The organism is Olavius algarvensis spirochete endosymbiont, assembly GCA_900608495.1.
Lineage (GTDB): Bacteria > Spirochaetota > Spirochaetia > DSM-2461 > DSM-2461 > UBA2779.
Map to the genome: position 1 here is coordinate 1 of UWYT01000007.1, position 490 is coordinate 490.

Consider the following 490-nt stretch of genomic DNA (forward strand, 5'->3'; position numbering starts at 1 on the left):
AATTCCTTTTTGATTATGAAGCGGAGGTTGATTGGAAATGAAAAATCTGCGGAGGGAATATCTTTTATGGGAATGTGTGATTTTCCCTCTAGGGGGACTTAGTATCTTTTTTCTCATCTTTGGGTTAGATTTGGGAAAAAATTCTTTTGGGCCTTGTCCAGTAGTGGTGTCTTTTATTTCATGGTGGCTTTTTTGCTATTCAAAGCTAATGAGCATCAAATGTCCCAAGTGCAATAAAATGCTTCTGAGGTTGATTCTAAGTGAGATGTATAGCTTGAAGAATTTTGCAGAAGCATTTAAGTACCCAATTCCGCCGAAAAAGTGCAGGAACTGCAATTATGATTACAGAACTCATTCTAGTGAGAAGCTTGCCCATGAAAAAGCAGACAAAGAATAGTCCAGAAACATTTTTATAAGGGTGTGAAAATCATTCCTCCCTCACCAGCCCCGCCCCTTCGTCCTCATGTGGCGTAGATACTAAACAGAACAC

1 protein-coding gene is annotated in these 490 nt (G+C 39.4%); it reads left to right on the forward strand.

Annotated elements, in window-relative coordinates; translation table 11 throughout:
• Positions 1–31: 31 nt before the first annotated feature.
• Positions 32–397, forward strand: coding sequence for a hypothetical protein (locus S1OALGB6SA_RS00075; RefSeq protein WP_124032151.1), 366 nt, complete (start codon positions 32–34; stop codon positions 395–397).
• Positions 398–490: the final 93 nt, after the last annotated feature.